This window comes from Streptomyces sp. NPDC006879 (assembly GCF_042869595.1).
Taxonomy (GTDB): domain Bacteria; phylum Actinomycetota; class Actinomycetes; order Streptomycetales; family Streptomycetaceae; genus Streptomyces.
In genome coordinates this window covers 85,527-106,583 of sequence record NZ_JBIAGC010000016.1, presented here as the reverse complement: position 1 = coordinate 106,583, position 21,057 = coordinate 85,527, and the positions used below count along the sequence as shown (strand labels likewise).

At 68.8% G+C, this 21,057-nt stretch carries 16 protein-coding genes and 1 pseudogene; 9 read left to right on the top strand and 8 right to left on the bottom strand.

All coding sequences use genetic code 11. The annotated features are described in order from the left end of the window. Positions 1–49: 49 nt before the first annotated feature. The 4 genes from ACFYMC_RS15365 (at position 50) to ACFYMC_RS15350 (ending at position 3,268) form a co-directional block, all read left to right on the top strand. Positions 50–799: a thioesterase II family protein gene (locus ACFYMC_RS15365; RefSeq protein ID WP_388524370.1), complete on the top strand. Its 750-nt coding sequence runs from the start codon at positions 50–52 to the stop codon at positions 797–799. Further along, positions 796–1,557: a thioesterase II family protein gene (locus ACFYMC_RS15360; protein ID WP_388524367.1), complete on the top strand. Its 762-nt coding sequence runs from the start codon at positions 796–798 to the stop codon at positions 1,555–1,557. The genes ACFYMC_RS15365 and ACFYMC_RS15360 overlap by 4 nt, the downstream gene beginning before the upstream one ends. A gap of 100 nt (positions 1,558–1,657) precedes the next feature. Further along, complete coding sequence (locus ACFYMC_RS15355) at positions 1,658–2,356, top strand: alpha/beta fold hydrolase (RefSeq protein WP_388524365.1); 699 nt, start codon at positions 1,658–1,660, stop codon at positions 2,354–2,356. 204 nt (positions 2,357–2,560) lie between these two features. Continuing rightward, positions 2,561–3,268 carry a B3/4 domain-containing protein gene (locus tag ACFYMC_RS15350; RefSeq protein WP_388524363.1) on the top strand — a complete coding sequence of 236 codons (708 nt, stop codon included), beginning with the start codon at positions 2,561–2,563 and terminating at the stop codon, positions 3,266–3,268. A gap of 55 nt (positions 3,269–3,323) precedes the next feature. On the opposite strand, the gene ACFYMC_RS15345 is transcribed toward ACFYMC_RS15350, so the two are convergent. The 3 genes and pseudogenes from ACFYMC_RS15345 to ACFYMC_RS15335 form a co-directional block, all read right to left on the bottom strand. Continuing rightward, a complete protein-coding gene (locus tag ACFYMC_RS15345) occupies positions 3,324–3,680 on the bottom strand; it encodes an STAS domain-containing protein (RefSeq protein ID WP_388524416.1) in 357 nt (118 codons plus the stop codon). Positions 3,681–3,812: 132 nt separating this feature from the next. Then, positions 3,813–4,139: pseudogene (locus tag ACFYMC_RS15340) on the bottom strand (STAS domain-containing protein); the annotation flags it as partial. A gap of 49 nt (positions 4,140–4,188) precedes the next feature. Next, positions 4,189–4,407: a hypothetical protein gene (locus ACFYMC_RS15335; RefSeq protein ID WP_388524361.1), complete on the bottom strand. Its 219-nt coding sequence runs from the start codon at positions 4,405–4,407 to the stop codon at positions 4,189–4,191. Positions 4,408–4,538: 131 nt separating this feature from the next. On the opposite strand from ACFYMC_RS15335, the gene ACFYMC_RS15330 reads away from it, so the two are divergent. After that, positions 4,539–7,403 (top strand): hypothetical protein, encoded by a 2,865-nt coding sequence (locus tag ACFYMC_RS15330; RefSeq protein ID WP_388524358.1) that lies wholly within the window; start codon positions 4,539–4,541, stop codon positions 7,401–7,403. 86 nt (positions 7,404–7,489) lie between these two features. Here ACFYMC_RS15330 and ACFYMC_RS15325 read toward each other — a convergent pair whose 3' ends face one another. The 3 genes from ACFYMC_RS15325 to ACFYMC_RS15315 all read right to left on the bottom strand — a co-directional run bounded on the left by ACFYMC_RS15325 (position 7,490) and on the right by ACFYMC_RS15315 (position 10,328). Next, on the bottom strand, positions 7,490–7,951 hold the full coding sequence (locus tag ACFYMC_RS15325) for a MarR family winged helix-turn-helix transcriptional regulator (protein ID WP_388524355.1): 462 nt from the start codon (positions 7,949–7,951) through the stop codon (positions 7,490–7,492). 102 nt (positions 7,952–8,053) lie between these two features. After that, entirely contained in the window at positions 8,054–9,241 is a 1,188-nt protein-coding gene (locus ACFYMC_RS15320) for an MFS transporter (RefSeq protein WP_388524353.1), read from the bottom strand. A gap of 190 nt (positions 9,242–9,431) precedes the next feature. Next, the gene (locus ACFYMC_RS15315; protein WP_388524350.1) at positions 9,432–10,328 is read right to left on the bottom strand and encodes a LysR family transcriptional regulator; all 897 of its coding nucleotides are present in this window, start codon (positions 10,326–10,328) and stop codon (positions 9,432–9,434) included. 1,642 nt (positions 10,329–11,970) lie between these two features. On the opposite strand from ACFYMC_RS15315, the gene ACFYMC_RS15310 reads away from it, so the two are divergent. From ACFYMC_RS15310 to ACFYMC_RS15295, 4 genes are all read left to right on the top strand, one after another. Then, positions 11,971–15,714 (top strand): ACP S-malonyltransferase, encoded by a 3,744-nt coding sequence (locus ACFYMC_RS15310; protein WP_388524347.1) that lies wholly within the window; start codon positions 11,971–11,973, stop codon positions 15,712–15,714. 134 nt (positions 15,715–15,848) lie between these two features. Next, positions 15,849–17,360: a hypothetical protein gene (locus tag ACFYMC_RS15305; RefSeq protein ID WP_388524344.1), complete on the top strand. Its 1,512-nt coding sequence runs from the start codon at positions 15,849–15,851 to the stop codon at positions 17,358–17,360. Positions 17,361–17,542: 182 nt separating this feature from the next. Next, positions 17,543–18,535, top strand: a complete 993-nt coding sequence (locus ACFYMC_RS15300; RefSeq protein ID WP_388524341.1) for a transaldolase family protein — start codon at positions 17,543–17,545, stop codon at positions 18,533–18,535. A gap of 186 nt (positions 18,536–18,721) precedes the next feature. Next, positions 18,722–19,189, top strand: a complete 468-nt coding sequence (locus ACFYMC_RS15295; protein ID WP_388524339.1) for a RidA family protein — start codon at positions 18,722–18,724, stop codon at positions 19,187–19,189. A 140-nt stretch (positions 19,190–19,329) separates the two neighbouring features. Here the strand turns inward: ACFYMC_RS15295 and ACFYMC_RS15290 are convergent, their stop codons facing one another. After that, complete coding sequence (locus ACFYMC_RS15290) at positions 19,330–20,169, bottom strand: PhzF family phenazine biosynthesis protein (protein ID WP_388524336.1); 840 nt, start codon at positions 20,167–20,169, stop codon at positions 19,330–19,332. Between the two features lie 97 nt (positions 20,170–20,266). Beyond that, positions 20,267–21,031: a proline hydroxylase gene (locus ACFYMC_RS15285; RefSeq protein ID WP_388524334.1), complete on the bottom strand. Its 765-nt coding sequence runs from the start codon at positions 21,029–21,031 to the stop codon at positions 20,267–20,269. Between the last annotated feature and the right edge of the window lie 26 nt (positions 21,032–21,057).

Below are 21,057 nucleotides of genomic sequence, written 5' to 3'. Positions count from 1 at the left end.
TGCCCGGGACGACCGTTCCTCCACCACCCCGACCCCTGGAGACCCGCCGATGAACCACCGCCCCTCCGGCCGGAACCCATGGCTGCCGCACAGGCCCGCGGCAGGTGCCGCAGCGCGGGTGTTCCTCATCCCCTACTCGGGTTGCGGCGCCAGCATGTACCGACAGTGGCCACGACAGTGGAACGGGGTGGACCTCATCCCGGTGGAACTCCCGGGCCACGAGACACGGTTCGCCGAACCCAACTTCACCACCTACCAGGAGCTCGCCCGGGCGATGGCGCCCGGGCTCGCGGACCACCTGGACGTCCCCTTCGCCTTCTTCGGACACTGCGGTTCGGCGCTCGCCGCCTACGAGGTCTCGGCCGAACTGTCCCGCAGAGGCGGTCCCGTCGCGACCGAGCTGTATGTCTCCTCGCAGGTCGCCCCGCAGGACGGACCGGCGGGCCGCTTCCTGACCATGGACGACACTGAGCTGGGTGGCGAACTTGACAAGCTGATGAGGCGGATGGGTGGTGACCCCAGCCCGGAGATCCTCTCCTTCTACCTGGAGATCCTGCGGGCAGACGTCGACACCAACAAGCGGTACGTCATGCCGGACCCCTGTCGGCTACCGGGCCGGATCACCGCCATCGGGTGGACCGAGGACGACGAGATCCCCTTCGCCGACATGACGGGCTGGACGGAGTGCGGAGAGACCACCTCCGTGCTGCTTGAGGGGCACCACCACAAGTTCATGGAGGCACCCGAAAGCCTCCTCGACACCATGGCGGGCAACCTGCTGAAGGCGGGGACCCCGTGACCGGCCCGGCCCGCCCCGTTCCGGACGTCGATCGTCGCTGGTTCAAGCGGTTCGGCCGCAGCGGACCTGCCGAAACCCGGCTCTTCTGCTTCCACTTCGCTGGTGGCAGCGCATCTTTGTTCCGCCAGTTGCCGCAGCAGTTGCCCTGGTACATCGAGCCGGTGGCGGTGCAGCTCCCAGGCCGCGCGGACCGGTTCACCGAAACTCCGTACGAACGGATGCAGCCGCTGGTGGACGACCTCATCGAGGTGATGGAGCCGCTGCTCGACAAGCCGTTCGCCTGCTACGGCGTCAGTATGGGGGCCCGGGTCTCCTGGGCGCTGGCCCACGCCCTGCGCGAGCGCGGACTGCCGCAGCCGCGGGAGCTGTTCCTGGCGGCCAGCGTGGCGCCCGCGTGCGACGACGGCCAGTGGGAGTGGGACGGTCGGGAGGACGGCCTCGTCGGATATGTGCGTGACATGGGCGGAACACCCGTCGAGGTCCTGGAGCAACCCGATCTGCTCGCCGGGCTGCTGCCGACCCTGCGGGCGGACCTGACGGTGCTCACCACCCACGGCTTCCGGCCGGCCACGCCGCTCGACATGCCGATCCGGGCCTTCGCGGGCACCGAGGACCAAGAGGCCCACCCCGAGCGGATGGCGGACTGGTCCAAGGAGACCACGGGCCGGTTCGACCTGACACCGGTCCCGGGCGGTCACTTCTTCGATGCCGAGGGCCAGCGCCAGGTCGCCCGCACGATCGTCGAGCAGCTCACCTGACCACTCGCGACTTGAGGGACCTGGCGGATTCTGTCCGAAGATCGTTGGTCCACCGGTGGCTGCCCCGGTCTGTCCACGGGACAGCCCTTACCATGCGTTTATGGTGAATTTCGTGCTGGTGGCGGGTGCTTGGCTGGGAGCCTGGGCGTGGGACGAAGTGGTTCCGGAGCTACGGGCGGGCGGGCACACAGCCCATCCGCTGACGTTGTCCGGGCTCGCCGACAAGCAAGGGACCGCGGCCGGACAGCAGACCCACGTGCAGGACATCCTGGACGAGGTGGAACGCCTCGACCTCCGTGACGTCGTGCTCGTGGGGCACAGCTACTCGGGCATCCCCGTAGGTCAGGCGGCCGATCGGCTCGGCGAGCGACTGACCCGTGTGGTCTTCGTCGACTCCAATGTTCCGGCCGACCGCGAGTCCTTCGTTTCGGCCTGGCCGGATGGCAGGGACATGGTCGAGGCTTCGATCGCCGAGAACGGGGGCTTCTGGGCGCCGCTGGCCGCGGCTGACTACGAGGGCCAAGGGCTCACCGAAGAGCAGATCGGTCGGATCGTGGCCGGCTCGACGCCACATCCAGGTGCCACGCTGACCGAGCCCGCCGTGTTGACCCGCCCGCTCGGGGAACTGCCGGCGGTGTACGTCAAGTGCCTGCTCGACGGCGACGAACCGAACGAGGACGTGGTGGAGCTGCTGACCGCCGAGCGCTGGCGCCTGGTCGAGATGGACACGGGCCACTGGCCCATGTTCTCCCAGCCACGTGAACTGGCTCGGGTCCTCCTGGAGGCGGCTGCGCGTTAGCCGCGGCGGGCACGGGGCGCCGGGGTGGTTCGACGTCCTCGGCGCGCCGAACCGCCTCCGTCAGCCGTCAGCCGTCAGCCGTCAGCCGTCAGCCGTCAACCGTCAGCGGCCCGAAGGCAGTGGCCGCGGTGCCGCGTGCCTTGACAGCATGGAATCCCGACCGACCCGACCGCCCCGCGCCCACAGGAAACGGAACCCCGCCAGATGACTGTCTTCCGTATCAGCCCCGCCGTAGCCGAGGCCTTTCCCGACACCTGCATCGCCCTGGTCACCGCCACCGGGTTGCGCGGCCACGAGCCCTGGCCCGAGACCACCGGCGCCGTCGCGGACCTGGAGCAGCGGTTGGCGGACGGCTCCTGGCAGCCTGCCGACGAGGGCGATCCGCGCATCGAGGCGTGGCACACCGCCTACCGCTCCTTCGGCACCAACCCGCGCCGCATCCGGGCCAGCGTCGATGCACTGGGCCGACGCGTGGCCAAGAAGGGAACGCTGCCGCGGATCAATCCGGCCGTCGACTCCTACAACGCCGTCTCCGTCCGGCACGCCCTGCCTGCCGGCGCCTTCGACCTGGACCGGGTCGAGGGCGACGTCGAGATCCGGTACGCGGACGGTGCGGAGCACTTCACTCCGCTCGGCGAACCCGACACCGTGGAGACCCCCAAGCCCGGCGAGATCATCTATGCGGACGCCATCGACGTCCTGACCCGCCACTGGAACCACCGTGATGCGCACCGCACCCGCGTCACCGAGGACTCCAGCCATGTCGTCTTCATCCTCGAAACACTCCACGCCACCCGTGACGGAGGCCTCCTCAAGGACGCCGCGCACGAGTTGCAGGGCCTGCTCAACCCGCACGCACAGGACACCTCCGTGCACCACCTCAGCCCGGCAGATCCCGAGATCACCCTCTGACGCAAGGCCGGGAGGGGCGTGCCGCGGCCTGGTTGCTCGGTGGCGTGGCCCGGGGTCAGGGGGTGGCCTCCGCGGTCTGGCCCGCCCGCGGGGTGGCGTCGAGGACCGTCAGGAGCCCCTCCCGTGCCGCGGCGACCGACTCGTAACAGGGGAACACCCTGGTGAGACCGGTGATGCGGAAGATCTCAAGCAATGGCGCCCGGGTGCACACGAGGGCGATTCCACCGTTGGTCTGGCGCGCACGCTTGAGGGCGCCGACCAGAAGGCCGAGCCCGGGGCCGTCCATGCGGACGACGGCTTGGAGGTCGATCAGCAGCAGGTGACGTCCCTGATCAAGCAGGCTGTGCAGGGTCAGGCGGAGCCTGGGGACGCTGACCGCGTCGAGCCCGCCCTGGAGCGTTATCAGGGACATCACTGCGGAGAGGGGCTCATGGGTGCACTCCAGCCCGTCGGGGGCCTGGTTGAGGAGCGCGGAGCGTTCGCCGTCCTGCGTGGTGTTGCGGGGGCGCCGGAACAGCTGGGTGATCAGGGGCAGTCCCACCTCGGCCTCGGACACGGTCGAGTAGATGGGGAACACCTTGATCAGGCCTGAGCTCTGGAGGATCTTCAGGAGCCGACGGTCGGTGCACACGATGGCCACTCCGCCTTCGTGGGCCCTCGTCCGCTTGAGGGCTCCGACCATGACGCCGCAGGCGGTGCTGTCCAGGAAGTCGACCTTGCTGAGATCGATCACCACCTGGCTGTAGCCGTGGTTGATCGCCTCCACGATGCTCTCGCGCAGGAACGGCGCCCCGTAGACACTGATCTCGCCCACCGGTTTCACCACCGTCATCAACTCGGAGACGTGCTCATGACTGATGGTCAGCTCCATGACACTCCATGCTCCGGATGCCGTTTCAACAAGCGTACGTTCCATGTCGTCAACGTCCCCTGGATACCAGGACTTCGGTCCACGAGGTGAGTTGTTCGACGATGCGACGGGCCTTCGAGCCGTCGCCCCGCAGGAGGGGGAGGACAGCTACCGCTGGCAGGCTGGCCAGTGTCACCAGGACGAGTGGCAGAGACAGAACCGCCACCACGAGCACTCCGCACCCCGCATCGCCGAGCTTCCCCAGCCTGGCCACCCAAAGACTGAACATTCCTACCTCCGCCTCAGGTTCCCCGGTGCACCCTGGATGCGCACCGGGCCGTCGTTCCACCATGGGCCCGGTGGAATCGCCGTCGGTCGGGAGGCGACGGACGGCGATCGGACGGGGAGGACGGGAGACGGATGGCGATGAGAGGCGCCGAACGCCGCGGTGAGGGTCGCCGACCGCGGCTGATCGCCCCGCCGCGGGTGCCACCGGGACCGCTCAGGGACTTCAAACGGCACGTGTATCACCTCTATCTCGCAGCCGGCGCACCCGCGTTGGAGGACATCGTGAAGCTCGTCACCGAGGACGACACGCTGCCCGGCTGCCCGAGCAAGGACACGGTGAGCCGGCTGATCAGTGGGGGGACCCTGCCCGGTCTGCCGGATGCGGAGACGGTGGCCGAGGTGCTCGCGAGGGCCCAACCCGGGCCCGTCGATCCCACCGAAGCGGTGGCCCGGACCAGGAAGTTGTGGATCGAAGTCAATTCGAACCCGACGGCGCGGCCCCACACTGCCGAGCAGTGGGGAGCAGCCCGGCTCGGGGTGCTCCCGGCCGTCGGCGGGGAGGACGCGGAGGACACCCTCACTCCGTACCTCGTGCGCGCCCACGACCAGGTTCTTCGTCAACGAATCCGGCAATCGGTCGCCGACCGGGTCTCTGTCCTGGCCCTCCTTGTGGGGCAGCCGTCCAGTGGCAAGACCCGAGCAGCGTACGAGGCCGTGTGCGCGGAGCTCGGGGACTGGCCGGTGTTGATCCCTTCGGGCCCTCGGGAGCTCCTCGACTGGATCGGCACGGACTCGGTGGACGCCTGTACTGTGGTGTGGCTCGATGAGGCAGAGCGTTTCCTCACGGGGCCGCTGGGCGAGGAGACCGCGCTCGCGTTGGGCACCCTGCTGGAGCGGATCTCTCCTTGTGCGGTGTTGGGCAGCATGTGGCCCGAGTACGCACGCCGGTTGGCCAGCAGGGCGAGCGTGGCGCCGGAGGCACCGTTCCATGGGCGGGCCCTCCTCAAACGCAGCCGGGCGGAGATCCACGTGCCCGACTACCTCAGTGCGGACCTGCGGGTGGCTCGCCGGCTCGCGGCGCAGGACCCCCGGATCGCGGCGGCACTGCGGGCCGCACTCGTCGCCTCCGAGGACCGACCCCGACTGATCCAGCAACTGACGGGTGGGCCAGAACTGGTGCAACTCTATGGCCGTGGTCCAGGCAACGCCTTCTCGGAGATCGAACACGCGTTGCTGAGCGCGGCAGTTGACGTCCGTCGGCTCGGTCACAGCGGTGTGTTGCCGTCAGCGCTGCTGGCCGAGGCCGCCGTGGGCTACCTACCGGCGACCGCGCGGGTCACCCATGACAAGGCCTGGTTCGCCAACGCGGTCGAGAGTCTCGTCCAACAGGGGGCCCTGGTTCCAGGTCGTCTCGCCGCGGGGCTGGGGGAACCGGACGGCTACCACGTCTGTGACTACCTCGACCAGAGCGTTCGGCGCTCGCGAGCCCATCTTGCTCCGCCGCCCGAACTGTGGGGGGCGGTGGTGCGGCACGCCCCGGGGGCGGAGGACCTGTGTGCCCTGGGCGAGGCGGCGCAGGACCGCCGTCGTTACGGCCACGCCGTGCGCCTGTACCGGCGGGCGATCGCAATGGGCAGCGAGAACGCGCGGTCCGGTCTGGCCCTCCTGCTCGAAGAGGTCGGTGACGGGTCGGGCGCGGACACGGCGGCAGGCACGAGCGCCCGGGCCTGGCTTACGGTCGCCGTGGCCAGGGAGAACGCCGGCGATCCGCAGGCCGCGGTGCGTGCCTATGAACTCGCGGCGGAACTGGGTGGGGCAGGAGCCTGGGCTGCGCTGGTGCGGCTCGTGTACGCACAGGGCGGAGCGGGCGGTACCGAGGTGGCGGCACGGGCTGCTCGGGCCGGCGACGCCGGGGCTTGGATCGCCCTGGCCCGTCTGCACGAGCAGTCCGGTGCGACCGAGCCGGCCCGGCAGGCCTATCGGGCGGCTGCGGCGGAAGGGGAGCCCTGGGGGTGGATGGGGCTCGCGCGCTTATGTGAGCGGGCGGCGGATCTCCTGGGGGCTGCGATCGCCTACGGGACCGCTGCCGAGGCGGGTGTCTCGTCGGCCTGGCGGGAACTGGTGCGTCTGCACTGGGATGCGGGGAGGCGAGGGGACGCCGAAGAAGCGGCGCTCACCGCCGGGGCTGCCGGGGCCGAGGCCTGGCTCGACCTGGCCCGCAGGCGGTCGGCGTGCGGTGACCTCAGGGGTGCCGAATCTGCCTACCTCGCGGCCGAGTCGGTTTGCGTCGGCAGCGCGGCCACGAAGCTGGTCGCTCTGCGTGAGGCCGCCGAAGACCCACGAGGGGCGGAGGAGGCGGCGGCGAGTGCGGCGCGCTCCGGCGACGGGCAGGCGTGGGGTCTCCTCGCACGGCTTCGGGAGCGCGGTGGTGACCCGGTAGCCGCTGATCGTGCTGCTGAGGAAGCTGCTGCGGTGGGGGACCTGGAGGCGTGGGTGGTCCTGACCCGGATGAGGGAGGCTGCCGCCGACCGGCCGGCGGCTGAGCGGGCGGCGCTCAAGGCTGCTCAAGCGGGTGAGCCAAGTGCTTGGTCGGCGTTGTCGCGGATGCGTGAGCGCTCTGGTGACCGCGAGGCTTCGGAGCGGGCGGCGCATCGTGCGGCGGAGCTCGGCGAGGTCGGTGTGTGGACGGCACTCGGCCGGGTGCGGGCGGAGACGGGGGACCCGGAGTCGGCCGAACGGGCCTTCGAGCTCGCGGTCGGCGCCGGTGATCCGGAAGCGTGGGGTCCGATGGGTGGGCTTCGGGCGGCGCGAGGTGATCACGCTGGGGCGGAGGAGGCCTACCGTTCCGGTGTTGACGCGGGCGATACCGAGGCTTGGGAGGGACTCCTGCGCACCGTCGGGCGCCGGCGGCGCAAGTCGGGCGAGGTCTGGTTCGGCCTGGCCGACGACGGCGGGCTCGTTTCCCGTCTAGCCGACGAGGAGTGGGAGGGAGGCTGATGTGGAGGGGTGCGCCGGCGCGTGGTGACGGGCACCGGGCCGGGGTCCCACGGGTTCCCAGCCCCGGTGCCGATCTCCGCGGCGGGTCAGCTCGGGATCCGGGGACTGCTCTCAGCGAGGCCGATCGCGGCGACGAGGTGCGCCATCTCGGGGTTCCGGGAGGCTTCGGCGAGTGCGTCGCGCAGCACCGCGTTGTGCTCCGGCCTGGCGCGGTCGAGCAGGGCGAAGCCGGCCGGGGTGACCTCGCTGTAGATGCCCCGGCGGTCCTCGGGGCACAGGCAGCGTGCGAGTAGCCCACGGTCCTCCAGTCGGTTGACCAGCCGTGTGGTGGCTGCCTGGCTCAGGGCCATGGCCTTGGCCAGTTGTCCCATCCGCAGGTGGTGTTCCTCCTGGCGGGACAGCAGTTCCATGACTCCGTACTCGCTGACGCTGAGTTCGAAGCGCGCCTGTAGGACCCGCCCCAGTCGCGTCTCGATGCGGGCGTGCAGTACGGCGAGCAGGCGCCAGCCGTGCACCTGGGCCTCAACCTCTTCGTCAGCCAGCGACACGGGCTCCTCCTCCGACGGACCTGCTTCCACGATATCGCCCAACGAGGACTACCCGCGCCAGCAAGGATCTGCTGGCGCGGGTAGTCCGCTTCCGGCCGGAGGTCAGCCGGCGGCGCTGCTCAGCGGCTCGCGGGCGGCCGGTGCCACCTGTGCCTGCGGCTTCAGCGAACCGATCACCAGGACCAGGAGGCCGGCCACGGTGACGGCGGCGCCGACCCACAGGGGGGAGACGAACCCGAACCCGGCGGCCAGAGCCAGACCACCCAGCCACGCACCGAGGGCGTTGCCCACGTTGAAGGCGGCGATGTTCGCGCCGGAGGCCATGGTGGGGGCGTCCTGGGCGTACTTCATGGTTCGCAGCTGCAGGCCGGGGGCGGTGGCCAGGCCGACCGTGCCCATCAGCAGCAGCGAGACGATGGTCATGACCTTGTTCTGCGCGGTCAGGGCGAAGACGCCGAGGACCACGGCGAGCAGGCCCAGGATCACGATGAGGGAGTTGTTCAGGGACTTGTCCGCGGCCTTGCCGCCGAGGTAGTTGCCGACGAAGGTGCCCGCTCCGAACAGCACCAGCAGCCACGGCACCGTGGTGCTGGCGAAGCCGCTGACCTCGGTGAGGGTGAAGGCGATGTAGGTGAAGCCGCCGATCACGCCACCGAAGGCGAGGGCGCTGACCGCGATGGAGACCCACACCTGCGGCCGGCGGAACGCGCCGAACTCACTGCGGAGGCTGGTCTCCGCGGGGGCTGCGGTCTGGGGCACCAGCAGTTTGATGCCGGCCAGTGCGACGACACCGATGATCGTGATCGCCCAGAAGGTCGAACGCCAGCCGAGCTGCTGGCCCAGCATGGTGCCCAGCGGCACACCGAGCACGTTGGCGGCGGTCAGTCCGGCGAACATCAGCGAGATGGCTCCGGCGCGACGGTTCTCGGCGACCATGTCCGCGGCGACGACCGCGCCGACGCCGAAGAAGGCGCCGTGGCAAAGAGCGGCGACGATCCGACCCGTCATCAGCACCGAGTAGACCGGGGCGATGGCGGAGATCAGGTTGCCCGCGATGAAGAGCACCATCAGCGAGAGCAGGACCTTCTTGCGGTCGTAGCGGGCGATCGCTGCGGTCAGCGCGACGGCACCGATGGCCACGCTCAGCGCGTAGCCCGAGACCAGGTAGCCGGCTACGGATTCGGTGACACCGAAGTCCGCCGCCACCTCGGGCAGCAGACCCACGATGCCGAACTCCGTGAGCCCGATGCCGAAGCCCCCAAGTGCCAAGGCAATAAGCCCGATAGGCATGTCCAAACCTTCCGATTGTAGATCAAACTGGATTTTTATGCCGCGTGCGCAATCATTGCACGCGCGGGCTATCGTCACAAGCGCCATAGTTTGGAGTGGCATGGCTGCTGTGACCACGGGTCCCTGAGCTGCCCTCCTGTGAACTTCTCGTTCAGGCAGTGGTCTTGAGGCCGGGTGGGGCCGGCGCTCCTCAGGTCCAGCTGCGGGCGTGAGCGAGCAGCAGGTCCTGAGCGGCCAACACGTGGGGGCGACTGACATCGGCTGATCTCGTCGCCACGTAGGCGGTGGTGATGGGAGGGACCTCGGGTTCCACGAGCTCCACCAGATCCCCACGGGCGAGATCGTCGACACAGAGGTAGGTGGGCAGGACCGAGATGCCGACGGAGGCCTTCACCGCGGCCAACACGGCGCGCTGATCAGGAACCACGACGTCAGGGTCCGTGGGTTCGTGGACGTGGAAGACCGACCACCAGTAGTGATCGATGAGCGGTAGGGACTCGGCGAAGGCCACCAGCGGGTACTTGGCGAGCACCTGCGGGCCCTCTTCGGCGATGCGCCCGGGCGGGATGTCGCGGGCGGTGTCCGCCGAGGCCACCAGGCTGCACTCCTCGTCGTAGAGGGGCAGCGCGGTAACCCCCTTCAGTCGGGGCCGCCCGCGAGCGACGACGATGTCGAGTTCACCGGAGGCCAGTTGGTCGATCAGGGAATCGGACCGGGTCGGGGAGGAGCGGAGTTGTACGCGGTCCCGGAGCATGTTTGCGAGTACGGGCAGGATGCGCTGGCTGATCAGGTCGCTGGGCGCACCCAGACGGAGCAGACGAGCTTCCCCACCCGTGCCGAAGTGCCTTTGCACCACTGCGTCGAGAGCGTCGACCGGGCCCATGGCGTCACTGGCGAGCGCGTCAGCCGCCGGCGTGGGCCTGGAGCCGGTGGGATTGCGGATGAACAGACAGGTACCCAACTTCTTTTCCAGGGCGCGGATCTGCTGAGTGACGGCCGGCTGCGAGATGTTCAGCCGTTGTGCGGCCTTGCCGAACGAGCCGGTGCGGTAGACCTCGATGAAGGTGCGAATCCAAGCTGGGTTCACTGGTCCCATCTCCCCCGATCGCCGCCCGTGTTGCGGGACGGCCCCTCAATGTGTGGCCCCATGTGGTCCGCCGCCACCCCGTGGCCCGCGGGCGCGTCACGGGCCGAGCGGGGCTGCCGTACGGCTGGGGGTGGTGCTCCTCGGGTGGGGCGGTGGCCCTGGGGAGTGGTCTCGCCACCCGGCTGCGTTGACGGGGGCACCTGCATGGTCGGTCGTTGTGCGGCCCGGCCGGTGGTGGCCGGAGGACTCCTGGTCGCAGAGGCCGGGTCGGTGGGCCGGTGTGGTGCGGCGGGACATCGAGAGCCCTGGCGCCGGGCTCTTCGGCTGGTCGGTCATCTGAGTGGGTCGGTTCGGCTTCGCCGGTGTGGCGGTCGGGAGAGTACGGGGCGGGCGGCGTGGAGTGCCCGAGCGGAGTTCGAGGGGGCGCCGGTCCGGGGCCGGCGGGCTCGTGGTGGTTGATCGGACCATGGGCATCGCGCTGTGGCCCGGTTGACGTCGTGGGCCGCGGTCGCGGTCGGGCGGTCGAGTAGCGGTGGTGCGGTCGAGGGGTTCGAGAGGTTCGCTGCGAATCGGAGGTTGGACACGCAATGACCTTTCTCGTGACAGAAGTTCGGCTTCGACCGAATGGAAGGTAGCAACGAGGGTGGCGCTCGTAGGCAACTGCGTGGTAATGCAGTGTCATTGCACGATCACGGGCTTCCGGTACGGGCTCCGGGCGGGTCCTGGCGACAAGGGGGTCCTCGGGGCGCTCATGTGGCCCGCCGACACCTGATCGCAAGGCGGTGCGCAAGGCCGCAGGGCGTCGCGGTGGTCAGACGTGAACGCGCCATTCGCTCCGGTCGGGGCGGTGCGGTGAGGAGGCCCCGCCCGAAGGTGCCGCCCCCGCGGTCTTGATCGCCGCTGGTCGTGCCCAGAACCGGCGTACCGGTGCTGTCGGGGCCCGCGCGCACCGGGGCGCGGCACGTACGACGTAGGGCGTGAATCCGCCACCGGCCCGATAAGGGAAGTTATCTCCCTGATAGTGGCCGTTATTTGACGCTCAGATGTTCCCGTTGTTCTAGTGGTGATCGGTCAGCCCTCCCCAGACGGCGCGGAATTTCCTGGGGGCTCCATGTGGATGGCATTCCGCAGCTGCCCGAGCTGGCCCTCTCCCTTCCTCCGTGTGCCGTACCCATCTGAGAACGAGAACGGGCTGGGATCGCTCCCAGCGGCGTGAGCGACCAGTCAGAACATGCTTCCCAAACCTGGAAACCCGATCCTCCCGGGCCCTGGCAGAGGGCCCACCGTCCAGACAGTCGATCCAGGTGCTCCACCTGCCGCCGCACCTTGATGCCCGGATTCACAGGCGGAACGGCTGTGACCGACCCGAGCCGGCCGGTGACGGCATGTCGCTGCCGAATTCCGCTGCCTGAAAGATTCCAACGGCCGTGCTGGCCATTACTTGTGGGGGAAAGCTGTGCCCGCCAAAGCTTCGGAAGTCTCACGTCAGGACCTTGAACTTCGCGCTGCTACCGCGCCAGCCGTGGAAGTCAGTCCGAGTGAGGATCCGGACATGGATGTGGTGAGCGGACCTACCCTTCCGGGGTTCTCGGGCAGCAGCGCGCCGCCAGGCTTTTCCCGGTCCTCCGCGACGGCCCGCTTCGTGGGATTCTTCCCCGGTCTCGGAAGCCGTGCTGTCTATCAGAACCTGGGCCGGGCTCTGCTCGACTGCGGAATCCCGGAAGTGGTCGCCGTCTATGAGGAGGGCGCCCGGGCAATGGGATTCCCCGGGCAGCCCGAGAAGATTCTGATGACACCGCAGAACATGCCCACGGGAAAGATGGAGCAGCAGGGTTTCATAGGTGCGGCGTTCTTGGTTCACAACCTGGCCCTGGAGAGCCGACTGCGCACCCTCGCACGGCGGCGGTCGACGGGTCCGCGCTTCGTGGCCTACACGGGGGAGAGCTTTGGTGCCCTCACCGCCGCGGTGGCCAGCGGGTCCTTGTCCGTGGGAGACGGGGTCAAGATCGCGCGTGCGTTCACCCCGCTGATGCTGTTGGCCGCATCCGGTGGGACCGCGAGTGACGCCTTCACCCGGGACATGGTTGCTTACCTTCCCGAGGAGATCAGGGGTGTGAAACTGGTCCCCGAACCCTTCTGCGTGGTCGGGCTCAAGGGCGCGCCGGAAGACCTCGCACAGCTGCTCAAGAGCATTACGAGAACATACCCGAAGGCTGATGTCGAGCTTCACAAGCTCTATTCGCCAACGCAGCGGAACATTTACGTCCGGACCGGTATGAAGTCCGACTTCGATCGGTTCCTCCAGGGCTTTCCGGCTGTGCAGGCCGACGAGTTGAAGAGCCCCACCACGTTCTTGGCCCATTCGGAGCGAATGGGTGGGGCCCGCTCTGCTCTTGAGCGCTTCATCGAGGATCAAGGAGTCCTGTTCAAGGAGCCCCGTACCCCGGTGGTTTCGAACCACCGCGCCGGACTTCTCACCACGGCCGAGCAGGTTCGTGGCGGAGTTCTGGCAATGACCGACGAAATCATGGCATCCCAGACGACGGTAGAGATCCTGGGCGGCCTTCATCCTGATGCGATCATTGAGCTTGGATTGGGGAACAAGTCCATGCAACTCCTGACCGACAACCACGTCGAAGCGCCTGCCATGGCTTACACCGGGAACCGTGAAGAGACGGATCTCCTCCTTCGCGTAGCGGAGATCATGGACGGATTGATGGCGGACCTGGAGAAGCTCTACATATCCGGCGAGCAGCTGCACGGGCAGCATTACGAAACCCTGCGCACGCTATTCCAGTTGGCCGATAGAAGCCCCTTCTGTGAGAGCTATTTCTACCGGGCGATGGGGCGCGTCGTCACCGAGGAGATGCTCCAGAAGGAGCGGGAGGGATCGCCGGCCTTCTACCAGTTCCTGGAAACCTTCCAGCACACCTGCAACCACCGGGAAAGCATCGACCTCGACAAGGGTGAGCTGGTGCTGCGGGCACGGCTGCGGAAGAGGCTCGTGGGACACCCCGACTCGGTGGGCAAGGTCTATGCCGAGCTGAAGGTGATCGACGGACGGGGCGAGGTGGTCGACCGCAGTTCGACCCGTGTCAGGCAGCCCGAGGTGGTGGTCTTCCACTTCGACCGGCTGGGGGACCTTGAGTACCCGCAGTTGGTCCGGCGGACGCTCGCCCTGCTGGAGGCCCAACCCGTGGCCCGTCAGATCCACCAGGACCTCCTGCGTGAGCTTCGGATCGAGGACCAGGACCTGCACGCTCCGGGCGGCCCCGGCGAGCCCACCGCCGCGCAGCTGGCCGTGGGAAGGGTGGTCTACCAGTCGGCCCTCTTCCAGACGCTCCGGCTGGAGCGCCCGGCGCTGTTCGCGCAGAGCGACCACTACCTGGAAGGAAGCGATCCGCTGGGTTGGCTGGTGGCCCTCGCGGCCTCCGGGGCCGTGCCGCTGGCCGAGGTCGTGGAGCCGTACGCGCTGTGGCTGCTGGCGAGTCCCGGAGAGGAGCGGCTGCGGACCGCCCTGGAGCGGATGCTCTCCTCACTCGTGGCGTCCTCGGTTCCGGTGATCTCCCCGGGCGGTGTGCCGCTCCAGTCGAAGAAGGACCTGGAGGCCGCCACCCGCGCAGTCTTCCTCGACGGCGCCCTCCAAGCCGGCGTCCGGCGCATTCACCTCAACGGGAACTGCCAGATCCTCTCGCTCGGCTCCGACTTCGACCGGGCCCGGGTGGACGCCGGGCCGTACGCGACGGGCGTGATCAGCCTGCTCACGCCGAGTGAGGTCTGGAAGAAGCAGGTCAACTTGGCCCTTGATGCCTTCGAGGACCTCTCCACGTGGACCCTGACCAGTGAGAACGAGAGTGTGCTGCGCTATGCGCAGAGCCGGCGTCTGCTCAGCAGCACCGTCTACGCCTACGTCAACAGCGGTGAACGGATCGTCGGATTCGGTAAGGGCGGCAGCGAGTCCATGACCTTCTTCCTCCAGAAGGAGGGCGAGAGCCGGATCACTGTTCGCAAGATCCTCAGCGAGGCGCTGACCACGGCTCACTGGAACCCGGACGGAGAGGGGGTGATGCTCCCGCCCTTCGCCAAGGCCAAGAAGCAGGCGGAGTACCTGCAGGCGTTGCCCGACGCGGTACGCGGGTACTTCCCGGAGGTCTACGAGGTCCTGGAGAGGGAGATCCCGGTCCCTCCCCACCAGCGCGCGGCGGGAAAGAGCACCTTCGAGGAGGTCATCTACGAGATGAGCTACGTCGAGGGTGAGGAGGTCAGCCGGTTCATCGAGAAGCACTCTCCGCCGCCCGCCGTCATCGCCCGCCTCTACGAGCAGATCTTCCGGGTGCTGAACGACGAGGTGCACTCCGTCAACCGGACCCCGGCGCCCGGAAGGTCCTTGGACGTTTCCTACTTCAAGAAGATCGAGGACCGGTTGGCCCTCTGCCGCCAGACCGCCCCGAGGACCTTCAGCCGCGAGCTGCTCGACACCGAACGGATCGTCATCAACGGTGTTCCGTACCGCAACCACGCGGTGCTGCTCAAGCGCTTCCGCGAACGCCCGGAGTACCTGAGGATCCTGGAGCCGCAGTTCCACTCCCTGGTCATGGGGGACACGAACACCGAGAACATCAAGATGGCCCATACCGAACCGCTCCTCGCAGCAGCGCGGTTGGTGCAGGAGGGAGCTGCCCAGGAGGAGATCGACAGGGCGCTGGCCGCGATCACCCCGGAGTCCCTCGGCATCAAGTTCCTGGATCCCCGCGCGATCGGATTCCGGAGCGACGGTGGTGACACCCGCGACGACGCGATGTACGACAACAAGCCCTGGCACAACTCGGTGGGCCACTACGACGAGATCCACTACGAGCAGTTCCGGCTGTCGGTGCGTACCGGACGGGGACGGACACCGCTCGTGGACATCGAGTTCCACGAGTCAAACCCCTACCAGCAGGCCTATCGCGTGCGTGATGTGGCGGCGAAGGGCGGTCGCATCGACCCGACCGCGGCCCCGCAGGGGATGGAGGACTACTTCGCCCCCGTGATGACGGCCGTGTACGGGCTGGACGATCCGCAGTCGCGAAACCTGCGGGACGACCCCTACTGGCTCATCCGGTTCGTCTTCATGATGGGGACCCACTTCACGGCCATGCCGCCCTTCCACTTCCAGGCCGAGCTGGACGGGACCCTGACGGACACCTATCAGACCCAGCGGCGCCCGGTGGCCATCTACTGCGAGGGCATCAAGTGGCTGAACTGGGCGCTGGAGATGCTGGAGGGCGAACGCGAGGAGTTCCTGGGCATCGAGGTGCCGCCCCTGTTCCATCTGGCGGAGGTGGAACAGGTCCGCTCCGAGGACCTTCCGGTCAGGTCCCTCCAGTCGCACGCGCTGGTCTGAGCCGGCGGTCGTCGCCGGGTGCGGGCTCCGCCGCCCCGCACCCGGCCCCCGCAACGGGCGCCGCAGAGCCCCGCTCCTCAACCCCTCTTCGCACGCGGTCAGTGATGACCTCTACAGGGAAGGCCTCAACCATCATGGCCCTCGCTTCGAACTCCCCCGTCCTCCCCGTCAAGGGGCTGGCCGACCTGTCGAACGAGTCGCGGATGATCGCGACTCCATGGAGCCGCATGGTCCGTGGCATCGGTCTGGGCCAGTACCCGGTGGACTACGATCCGGCCACCGCCACCCGCATCCGTCGGGCATTCGATCTCCTGGCGGTGAAGGTGCCCGCCTCGAACTCCTACACCCTCTTCTCCCGACGGCTCGCCGAGTTCGTCCTGAAGTTGGTCGACCCGGAATGCGAGTTCGGCTCCGCCGAGACCCAGCGCGACCTCGATGGAGTGCTCGCAGCCGTCAGGTCCGAGGGGAATCCGTACTGGCGGCTGATGGCCGGCTGCATCCTCATGGACGCGTTCGCCAAGCTCCGCCTGGACCGCACGCTGCTGGTGAACGAGCGCCTGGACTTCCCGGCCGAGGTGCTCGCACTGGTGGACCGGATCGAGCCGGACCAGATCAAGGACGAGAACGCCGGACGCCACGGGGACTACGAGAAGCTCTCCGCCTTCTCCGCGGTATTCCTCGCCCTAGGGCAGTTGGGCCTCAAGGAGCGGCTGGTCACCAGCGACCGCCACTACGTCAAGGAGTCCCTGAACCTCCTGGAGAGGGTCCCGGCGCCCTTCTTCCGCGGGCGCGGCGGTTCCATGCTCTTCTCGGTGATCTCACTGCTCGGCCATGACGCTCTCATCTTCGACGGAGAGCGCAACTACATGCGGGAGGTCCTGGACCACCTGGACCGTGCCGATGACTTGGGTAGCCCCCCGGCATTTCCTCAGCCCATGTCGGCAGAATTCTCGAAGATATACCCGCTCGTCACCATGTTGAACGCCGTCGCGATGTCCGGCAGGTCGGAATACCTGACCTACGGCCGTGACCGGCTGGCACAGATGAAGGAGTTGTGGGCCGGCATCAGCCCGGTGGAGCGCACCCACATGGGCCTGTACTACCTGGTGGCGCTGCACAACCTGGGGCGCCTGGAAGACCAACTGCCCGACAAGGACGCCTTCGTCGAGGGTGTGGTGGGCATGTGGGAGCAGGTGGATCCGGGAGCGAACTTCTTCCTCAACGGAATCGCCTACGCCTACATGATCGAGACGGCCATGCTCACCGGCCGGATGGATCTGATCACCGAGCGGATGCTCGACCGGGTGGTCGATTCCTATCCCGATCTGGACCGTACGGACCTGGACCGGGTCAACCGCCCTTATCCGTTCGCCTATCTGGTGAACATGCTCGGCGAGATCGGCCAAGCGCAGAGGCTGTTCAGCGGGCGTGAGCGCTATGCGGGTGAATCGGCCTTCGCCTGGGTGGTGGACCACCTGTCCCCCGCGGCCACCGAGGAGGGCAGCCGGCTCTACATGCTGGATCACGCCCTGATCAGTCAAGCGCTTCGGATGCGTGGCGCCGAGCGTGCCCAGACGAGCCTGTTCGAGGACTTCCGCTTCCGTTCCGCAGCGCCCGCGGAGATCTCAGCCGCTCTCCCGCGCTGACACGGAGGACAGGGCCGAGACCGGCGGCCCACGCAGCCCGACCGGGCCGTACGTAGCTCCAAGTACCGGCGTACAGAAAAGACATGACCGGCTGCCGCAGCAGTCGCACGGTGAGTCGACCCGTCTGCACCACCTCGTGCGGTCAGGTCGCCTCCCGTGACCTTCGGCCTGATAGGAGAAGCATGAACACGGTGAAGCGGCTTGTCAGCGAGGGCGTGGCGATCTGGCTCGCGGTGAACAGCGAGGCGCTGGACGCCGGTCATGTCCGAGAGCTGGTCACCGAGGGTGTGAGTGGACTGCGTCTGCCACCGGGGTCACCCTGGTTCGCCCATGACGTCCAGGAGGCCTGCTCGGCACTGGGCCCCGTCCATGAGCGCACGGCCGGCCGGGACGGGCTGGTGTCGGTACCGCCCGGGTCCTGGCTGCCCGGAGACGCGGGGGCGCTGGTGGCCGCTATCCGCTCGGTACGCAGGGAGGTGGACCGGCCGAACCTGCTGGTGCAGATCCCCGCCACCGAGGACGCGCTGCCTGCCGTGACGGCCTGTCTGGCCGAAGGCATCGGTGTCGAGGTGACCTCGATCTGCTCGACACGACGGTACGGCGACGTGGTCGACGCCTTCCTCCTGGGGATGGAGCGGGCCCGCTCCACCGGACGTGACCTCTCGGGCATCGCCTCAGTGGCTTCCTTCCCGCTCGCCGCCTTCGACGCCAGGATCGACGGCCTGCTGGAGAAGGCCGGTACCGCTGAGTCGAAGGCCCTGCGGGGAAGGGCTGGCATCTCCCTGGCCAGGCTCGCCCACCAGGTGCGGGAGGAGAAGTTCGGCACCCACCGTTGGGCGGCTCTGGCCGCGGCCGGAGCCCGGCCGCAGCGCCTGCTGTGGGAAGCGGCCGGGGCGGCGGGAGGCCCTCGCGTCGACACCCGATACGTCGAGGAACTGGTGACCCGCGGGACCGTCAGCGCCATGCCCGCGGCGACCTTGCGAGCGGTGGCGGAGCACTCGCTGATCGGGGGCGACCGGGTGCGCCGGCACTACCGGCGGGCCGCACAGAGCCTGCACTACCTGAAGTGGGTGGGAATCTCACCGGAGGCGGTCGCCCGCTCGCTGGAGGAGGTCGGCCAAAGCGTTTCGACGGGGCAGCGCGCGCGGCGAGTCACCGCGTCACCGGTGCTCTGACCTCCACGGCAGTGCCGCTGCGTAGATGGCACCCCGCGGCCGAGTCGGACCGGCGCGTGGTGGGCGTTCGGGGCGCACCGCGGGGAGTCAGGTCACCCCCGGTGCCGGCGGGTGGCGCGATTTCGCGTACGCGCGGGGGCCGCGGTGGGAGGATGGCCGCTGTGGTCCACGTCACCAGGGGGTGCCATGAGCGCTGATGCACGCGACAGGCTTGCCGGACTCGGCGTGGACCTTCCGGGGGTGAGCCCGCCCAAGGGGGCCTACGTCCCGGCGGTGCGCAGCGGCCGGCTGGTTTTCGTCGCGGGACAGATTCCGCTGGTGGACGGCGAGTTGGTGGCCGTCGGCAGGGTCGGGGCGGAGGTCTCGCCCGATCGGGCCCGGGAGTTGAGCCGGATGTGTGGGCTGGCCGCGCTGGCGGCGGTCGACTCCGTGGTGGGGTTGGAAGCCGTCGTGCAGGTGGTGAAGGTGGTGGGATACGTCTCCTCCGCCGAGGGTTTCACGGGGCAGGCCCAGGTGGTGGACGGGGCGAGCGAGCTCTTCCTGGCCGTGTTCGGGGAGGCGGGTCGGCATGCGCGCAGCGCGGTCGGGGTGGGCATCCTGCCGCTGAACTCGCCGGTGGAGATCGAGATCGTGGTGGAGGTCGCCGGCCCCTGAGGTCGGCGGAAACCCCGACCCGCCGCTTTGCGGTTCGCCCCGCCACGCCTGGCGCCGCGGGATGACCTCCAGGGGCCGCCGGGACAGCCCCCGCGGAGGTCAGGGCCGCTGGGCGCGGTGTGTTCGGTGAGCCGCGCCTGTCAGTGCAGTGCTACCGCGGTGCCGGTGACCTTGATGCCGGCCGTGTGGTCTTCGGGGACACCGACGGTGATCAGGCTCGGCCGTCCCATGTCCACGCCCTGGTGGACGGTGAGCGTGGTCGGGGTGTCGACCAGCCCGAGCTCGCGCAGATAGCCGCCGAAGGCCGCGGCTGCGGCTCCGGTCGCCGGGTCCTCCACCACTCCGCCCGGCGGGAACGGGTTGCGGGCATGGAAGACGGTGTCCGACTCGCGCCAGACCAGGGCGACGGTGGCCCAATCCCGGCGGGCCATCAGGGAGCTGAGGGCGGGCATGTCGTAGTCGAGGTCGGCGAGCCGGGTCCGGCTGGCAGCGGCGAGGACCGGGTGCCAGGCTCCGGCGTAGGCGGCGCGTGGTGGCAGCTTCGGGTCGAGGTCTTCGGCGGACCAGCGCAGCGCGGTGAGGAGCTCGGCCAGGTCGGGATCGGTGAGGGCCGTCGAACGGGGCGCCACGCTCACCAGGGTGGCGAGCACGCTTCCGTCGGCCGCGGTCTCGGTGGTGACGGGGACCGGGCCGGCCTGGGTGTGCAGCAGCAGTTCGCCGACCCCGTGGCGCTGTGCGTGTGCCACGGCGGTGGCGATGGTGGCGTGACCGCAGAAGGGCACCTCGGTCTGCGGACTGAAGTAGCGGATGCCGAGGCTGCCGTCCTCGCGCGGCACCACGAAGGCGGTTTCCGAGTAGCCGACTTCCGCTGCCAGGGCTGCCATGGCGGTCTCGTCGACGCCGGTGGCGTCCAGTACCACCCCGGCAGGGTTGCCCCCCGAGGTGTCGTTGCTGAAGGCGACGTAGCGCAACAGGTCCATCGGCTGAACGTAGCGGCGCCGCGGGAAGGGCGTCAAAACCCTTGTACGGCGCCGCCCTTGGGCTTCCAGCGCGAAAACGGGCTGTTCGTCGGCGCTGTCAGGCCCAGGTGAGGAGCTCGGCGGTGTCACTCAGCCCCACCGCGAATCCCAGTGCGATTCTCCGGGCGCCGTCGCTGGGGCGCACGGCATGGAAGTTCCGGGGGTCGATCAGCAGGGCTTCGCCGATCTCGGGCGAGATCTCGATGGACTGCGCGTCACCCACCACCTCCTCCGCGTAGCCGTAGGACCCTGGAAGTCGGAATGCCTCGTCGGCGGGGTGCCAACGGTGACGCCACAAAATGGTTTCGCCCCCCGCGGGGGGCACACTGAGGTAGAGGTTGAAGGCGAACTGGGCCAGGAGGGCGGAGTCCAGAAGGTTTCCGCTGTACTCCCGCAGAGCATCGTCGAAATGGACCTGAAAACCGCTGTTGGGCTCCCGTGCCACCCCGTCACCCAGCTCCCGGCCGCCGCGACGGCCGACGCTCACTCCGCCCGGCCACCGGGCTCCCAGCTGTTCCCGGCAGAGTCGGAAGGGGTCGAAGGGAAGGCCGAGGCTGCGCCAGGCCTTGTGGTGGCCCTCCAGGGCGTCCCAGTAGCTGTCGGCGACGCCCCCCTTGGACATGTGGTCGCTGACGCCGATGCCGAAGCGCATCACCGGCGGATCGACACGGGCCGTGCCATAGACGTCGAAACGGCTGCGCTCCAGCGCCTCCCGCACCTCGGTGCACCGACCGGGTGTGAAGAAGCCGGGTACCCGGACGGCCGCGCAGCGCCCGGCTGCGAGGTCGGTGATGAGTTCGCGGGTGAAACAGGTGGAGGTCACCACACGGAAGAACGGGTCTGGTAAAT